A 6,635-nucleotide genomic window follows, 5' to 3' on the forward strand; every position below is an offset into this window, starting at 1 on the left:
TCAGCTCTTTGTTGTTTTTTTCATACTTTTTTACTATAATTTATATTCTCGTCATCCGAAAATTGATACATATCCATAGAAAAAAGACCGTGTCCAAAAATTTCATTGTCCATAATTCTTTTAAATATACTTTTTGCAAAAAACTTTATATCCTCCACGTACTTTGAACTAAAAATACATCCAGGATTTGTTGATGCTTGTAACGAAGTCTTTGATGAAATATCTACGCAAATAATACCTTATCATGTAGAACCCGAACAGTTTATTAGCGCTGAAGAAGTTATTATAGTAAAGCAATTGATTGAGTTATTTAAACAACAAAAGAATGATAATATACAAACAGAATTAATATTTAATCCTGAACCAGCACCCATGAGGCCCTCAGTAATTGTTAAAGAATTTAATGGGCGATTACAAGGAACAACTTTGCAACTGTATGCAGAAGTTTGGAGAGAATTAGATGATTTCGTAAAAAAATATCAACTAAGTAAAAAAGCTGTAGTTAATCAGGCAATTTGGGAGTATCTTGAGAAGTGGATAAGATAATTGAATAACTAAAAGAATTGGAATTTAAGTTCAGAAGGTTGCTACTAAGGTAGAAGACCTTTTTATTTTTATACAAATATAGGATAATAGATGTAATATTGAGAATTGAGGTTTAAAATGTAATTAATAATATTTATCGGGAGGTTAGTATATGTGGGCGGATGATGCTTCTAAAATTGATATGCTTGCTTATAGACCATACGCTGATTTGATTACGGAGATTGCTATTAACGATAGAATGAATCCTTTAACGATTGGTTTATTTGGGAACTGGGGCAGTGGTAAATCGACCCTATTGCACTTAATCGAAGAACAGGTAACTAATTATGATGATAAAAAGATTGCAGTGGTAAAAGTGAATGCTTGGATGTTTGAAGGTTATGAAGATGCCAAAACAGCAATTATTCAGGCCATTTTGCAAGGAATGGAAGACAATACAACTTTCTTTGAAGAAAAAAAGGGGAAGATTAAGGAATTATTAAGTAGAGTGAATTGGTTAAATGTTGGTAAAAGCGCATTGAAAAATGGAGTTCCATTAGCGATTAGTGGATTTACTGGGATACCTCCAATTTTTATGTTACCTGATAAATCAAACTTTGATACAACTGAAGAATTACAAACAATTTTAGATAAACCTAAACAGTTAATGCAAGATTACCTCAAAGAATCCTCAGATAATAATATAGTTGAAAATGTGCGTAGTTTTAGAAATGATTTTTCTTCATTAATAAAAGAGTCCTCAGTTGATAATCTTGTGATTTTAATAGATGACTTGGACAGATGCAATCCAGATAGAATAATCGAGACACTTGAGGCTATTAAATTATTCTTATCAGTAGATAAAACTACATTTGTTATAGCCATGGATGAGAATATAATTTCTTATTCAATAAAAAGGAAATACCCTCAATTAGATTCAAATGGTATAGATGTTTCAGTTGATTACATAGAAAAGATTGTACAGTTACCAATTAGAATCGCTGAATTGGCCGAAAGTGATGTTAAAAACTATATGCTTCTATTAATCACTGAAATGTATTTAAAAGACGAAGTTATTAACCAGCTGATCACTAAATTAAAGGATAAAGGGATTTTTATCAAAGGCGAAATATTGACTGGTGCTGAAATAATAGAAATTGTAAACAATGACATACAAGGAGTAAGTGATAAGTTTAAAATAGAAACTGGTCAATCAGAATTCGAACAACAAATTCAAATTTTTAATGTAATAGGTAATATTGTTGCCTCCTCTTTAAAAGGAAATCCAAGGCAAACTAAAAGATTTTTAAATACGTTTTATATTAGAAAACGACTTGCTGAAATTCAAGGCTTAGAATTGAATCTATCAATCTTAGCCAAGTTAATGGTATTAGAATACTTCGATAGTGATTTATTTAAAGAATTATTCCAATGGCAATTTGAGCACAGTGGAGTCCCAGAGCAAATTAAGGAATTAGAAAGCAAAATCCTCGATGAACAATCAGAGGCCACATCTACTGAGCAGAATATCAATTCATTATGGAGTAGTGATAAGCTAAGAAGATGGATAGGAACGGAACCAAGATTATCTGGAGTGGATTTATCAACTTATTTTTATTTAGCAAGAGATACTATTTCAGATAGAAGGATTTTTTCTAAGAATTTAAATCAAGATGAACGTAAATTTATTAATCAAATATGCAACTTAGAGTCTAATAAAGCTATTCGCAGAAAGAAAATTGAACAGTTATTAAACATGGACGAAGTTACAAGAAGTGAAATCTTAAAAGGTGTGATTGAAAAATTTCATCAAGATAAAAATCAATTAGAAACTTTAATTGATATTTATTTGAAAATCCCTCAATACAAAACCAAGCTATTCAATGAATTTAAGAACTTATCTAAGGATTCTTTAGAGATTTCAGAAGTGTTGTTATTCCAACAATTGAACGCAGAAGAATATGCTGAGTTAAAGACATATTATGTTGATATAAAGGGTGTAGAAAATAGAATTTGGGAGATATAGGGGTGAAATTATGGGAACATCAAAAGGTTACTTACCACCGACAGGGTATTTATGGTCAGATGTAAAGAGAGATGTAACTAAAATGGTTAAAGATAACTTTACGGATTCATCTGTGGAAAAGACTGTATCTAATTTTGCTAAAGTATTAAATAGTTCAAGAAGTTCGGGAGGAAATGCAGGCCAAGCAATTCAGTCAGGAAAAAAAGTTTTAGGATTTATTGATGCAGTTAGACAATATGGTTTTGATGGTGCATTAGAGCAGGCGGGATTAGCTCATCTTAAAGGACGACCTACTGAAAATATAAAAGAAGGTTTATTAAAGTATTTTAATGACGGTGGGAACGAATTTTATAATAGCATTTCTAATCAAACTATGAATGAGCTATTAAGAGAAATACTAAAAGGAGTTAAAGATTCTACCGAGTATGAAGATGTTTTAAAAAGTATTGATGCATCTGAATTTATAATGGAGTTCATTATAAAGTTCATTCAAAACTGTTTTTTTGCAAATTTCACTGAAAAATTACTCACTTTATTTGAAAGCTTAGGCAAGTATGACATAGCTGAAAGAAGTGTCAAAACATTTATTAGAAATTCCATTGAAGCAAAATATTCTAAACAACAAATACAGTCCATAGATTGGAATGGTGTAGAAGGAAATAGAATAATAAATGAGATGTATAATAAATCCTTAAATATCTTGTCTAAGTGGGGTGAAATAAATGGTTAATGTATGGATTAATAAAAATGAAGAAGACTTTAATCGAGGAAATTTGCCAAACGAGAAATTCTATTTTTTCAACCTTCTAAGCGAAAAAAATAAGTCTAATGTTAAGACGGACATTGAACAATTATGGAGAAGATTTGGTGCAAAAAATTTATCAGGGATTAACGAAGATTTCCTTATAATTGCTACAAGTATTTTTTGTGCAGATAAGAAAATTTCAAGAAAACTATCGACTGATAACTGGACAAGAGATATTAAACTATACATTCCAGTATTAGAAATTGAGAAATGGAATTTAGTTAAGGAACGCCTTGAGACAACTATTGGATTTTTAAGTGGAGATAAATGGAGTTTTGAATTTCGCCCAACTACTTCAAGATTTAGAGCCGATAAAGAAGTGAAAAATAACGTACTAACTCCAAATAAATATGATTCTGTAAGCTTGTTTTCTGGTGGTTTAGATTCATTCTGTGGTGCCCTTAGTCTCTCGAAAAATAATAATAGTACATTATTTATTGGGTTTAGAGAATATACTTTATTAACTAAAAGACAAAAGGATTTATTTAATGCTATCGATAATTCAAACAGTGAAGTAGAAAATGAATTAATTTTATTTAATGTTAATCCATATGCACCAACTTTCAGTAATGAAGCTATGCAAAAACTCGAAGGAGAAAGTACAAGTAGAAGTAGGTCACTATTATTTATTGCAGGTGCTATTTCAGTTGCTTCAATAATTGGAAAAGATGTACCAGTTTACATCCCTGAGAATGGCTTCATAGGAGTCAATGTTCCCTTAACTGATAGTAGAGCAGGTAGTTGTAGCACGAGAACTACACACCCCATCTTTTTAAATAATTTAAATGAAATCTTTAAAGAAGTTGGAATAAAAAATAGTATATCTAATTTCTATTGGGACAAAACAAAGGGAGAGATTCTTGAAGAACATAAGGATAACCCAATGTTTAATTTGAAAGCTAAGGAAACATTGTCTTGTTCTCATCCATGTTTATCTCGTTATGACAGAAAAAAAAGCGATCGAATTGTTACTCCATGTAATTGTGGATATTGTTTCCCATGCTTAATTAGACGTGCTTCATTCATTAAAATAGGTGTAGATGAAACTGAGTATAATCATTTATATGAGTTAGGTAGTGAGTTTATATATGATTATAACAATTTACAGGGGAGAGCAAGTGATTTGAAGGCCCTATTGTTTAGTATTAAAAGATATATAGAGAATAGAGATGATAGCGATTATATTAGAGCGTTACTTTTAAGGCAGGGGAACTTAGAGAATGTGGAGTTAGACGGCTACGAAAGAGTCTATAGAGCATCTATGGAAGAATTAATAACTATGATACATCAAATTGATAATGGACTTCTAGATTATGTAGGTATTAAAGGGGCAGAAGTTAGTGGCTAATTTGTCTGATATGCATGTTCATATCGATTATATTGAGGATTATTTACGCTTCTTTAAAACTTTTGAAGATAATAGGATTTATGCATTATTCGTCACTAACTTGCCAGAGATTTTTCAAAAATGTAATCAAACCTTTCCAAATAGTAAATACGTGAAATTAGGTTTGGGGTTTAATCCGCAGTTTGCAGGTAAATATAAGTTTAATAAAGGTTTATTTGATAATCTATTACCTAAAACAAAATATATAGGTGAAGTAGGTTTAGATTACTCTAATGAATTTAAAGCCAATAGAGAGAGCCAGAGAGAAGCTTTTGAACATATTAGCCATCAAGCTGGACAGTTGAATAAAATAATGTCTATCCATTCAAGGAAGGCCGAGGAAGATGTATTAAACATTTTGATGAATAATAATGTAAAAACAGCGGTTTTTCACTGGTATACTGGAAAAAAAGAGACTTTATTTAAAATATTAGACCAGGGCTACTATTTTTCTGTAAATTATTCAATGTTAAATACCAAAAGTGGATTAGAAATCATTAATTTAATACCATTAGATAGAGTATTGATTGAAACAGATGCACCTTTTGGAAAAACGTTTATATCTGGAGAGAAGTATAATTTAACTGAAATATACAGACGCTTTTCAAACAAGTTAGGCATAGAAAGTTTAGAAGACCAAATTTATAAAAATTTATCTGATTTGTTATTAACAAATAGCAAATTGTAGATAATGAGTGATGAGTATTTCTCGGGAGTTTCGAGGAATACTTTTTTTAGTTGCGTAGAATTATATATTTTTATCAATGATAGTAATTGATTTTAGTATGAATTGTTATGAAAAAGTTCATACCTTTTGCTAAACAAGTAGTTAAAAGTATTTTAATAAGTGTGAATTAGGACACATTGAAGTTAAGTCCTTATCCTAGAAATTAAGAGAGGACGTGTCCGTTATGAAACAAAAACGTTACAACCAAGAATTCAAAGAAACAATCGTAGAACTTTATCGTACTGGTACACCCGCCAATCAACTTGCCAGCGAATATGGTGTGACTGAAGTAACTATCTATAAATGGATTAAAGTACATTCCCCAATTGAAGGTGAAGAATCACTTACACCAGCTGATATATCTGCCATACAGAAAGAAAACTTACGCTTAAAACAAGAGGTGGAAATTTTTAAAAAGGCTATGACCATATTCGCGAAAAAGTGATGGATCAAGAAATTATCGAACATATTAATGAAGAGAATGCACACTATCCTGTTCAATTGATGTGTCGCGTTTTAAAGTTACCTAAAAGTACGTATTACCAGGCTGCTCATAAAAAACCTTCGGTATATCATCTGGAAAATCAACTCATTACAGAACGTATTCGTGAAATACATCAAGCAAGTGACCGTCGTTATGGGGCACCTAAAATTCACTATTTATTGTGTAGAGAAGGTTTTCAAGTGAGTATCAAAAGAGTACAACGTCTAATGAAACGTGCTGGAATCCGTTCAACTATCGTAAAAAAGTATCGACTGACGCCAACTCAAGTTTTAGTAGAAGAACGCGAAAATCGTTTAAATCAAGACTTTCAAACAACATCAATCAATGAAAAGTGGGTGGCCGATATCACATATATTCACACACTTAAGGATGGTTGGTGTTATTTGGCTTCAGTGTTAGATCTTCATTCAAAGAAAATTGTAGGATACAAGTTTTCTCGTCAAATGACAGTTGATTTAGTCACGGCAAGCTTTAGAATACGCAATTCAGAGTCAAGAGCCCCTTGAAGGGCTCATTGTGCATACAGATTTGGGAACGCAATATACAAGTGAAGCCTTCCAAAAGCAATTAAAGAACCACGGTATGATTGCGTCTTTTAGCAGAAAAGGATGTCCATATGACAACGCCTGTATTGAATCCTTTCACGCTACATTGAAAAAA

The 6,635-nt window shown here is 31.3% G+C and carries 7 protein-coding genes and 1 pseudogene; all 8 read left to right on the top strand.

What is annotated here, in order from left to right; translation table 11 throughout:
- Positions 1-105: 105 nt before the first annotated feature.
- On the top strand, positions 106-546 hold the full coding sequence (locus ACQKM9_RS13890; protein ID WP_427734924.1) for a hypothetical protein: 441 nt from the start codon (positions 106-108) through the stop codon (positions 544-546).
- A gap of 151 nt (positions 547-697) precedes the next feature.
- Positions 698-2,551, top strand: a complete 1,854-nt coding sequence (locus ACQKM9_RS13895; RefSeq protein ID WP_427734925.1) for a KAP family P-loop NTPase fold protein — start codon at positions 698-700, stop codon at positions 2,549-2,551.
- A 10-nt stretch (positions 2,552-2,561) separates the two neighbouring features.
- Positions 2,562-3,281, top strand: a complete 720-nt coding sequence (locus ACQKM9_RS13900) for a hypothetical protein (RefSeq protein ID WP_427734926.1) — start codon at positions 2,562-2,564, stop codon at positions 3,279-3,281.
- Entirely contained in the window at positions 3,274-4,704 is a 1,431-nt protein-coding gene (gene qatC, locus ACQKM9_RS13905; RefSeq protein WP_427734927.1) for a Qat anti-phage system QueC-like protein QatC, read from the top strand. The genes ACQKM9_RS13900 and qatC overlap by 8 nt, the downstream gene beginning before the upstream one ends.
- Positions 4,697-5,431 carry a TatD family hydrolase gene (locus ACQKM9_RS13910; RefSeq protein ID WP_427734928.1) on the top strand — a complete coding sequence of 245 codons (735 nt, stop codon included), beginning with the start codon at positions 4,697-4,699 and terminating at the stop codon, positions 5,429-5,431. Before qatC ends, ACQKM9_RS13910 begins: the two co-directional genes overlap by 8 nt.
- A 223-nt stretch (positions 5,432-5,654) precedes the next feature.
- The gene (locus ACQKM9_RS13915; RefSeq protein ID WP_427734929.1) at positions 5,655-5,915 is read left to right on the top strand and encodes a transposase; all 261 of its coding nucleotides are present in this window, start codon (positions 5,655-5,657) and stop codon (positions 5,913-5,915) included.
- Positions 5,915-6,481, top strand: a complete 567-nt coding sequence (locus ACQKM9_RS13920) for an IS3 family transposase (protein WP_427734942.1) — start codon at positions 5,915-5,917, stop codon at positions 6,479-6,481. Before ACQKM9_RS13915 ends, ACQKM9_RS13920 begins: the two co-directional genes overlap by 1 nt.
- Before the next feature lie 10 nt (positions 6,482-6,491).
- Positions 6,492-6,635, top strand: a pseudogene (locus ACQKM9_RS13925) (IS3-like element ISBce13 family transposase); the annotation flags it as partial.

It is taken from the genome of Viridibacillus sp. NPDC093762 (genome assembly GCF_050279675.1).
Taxonomy (GTDB): Bacteria; Bacillota; Bacilli; order Bacillales_A; family Planococcaceae; genus Viridibacillus.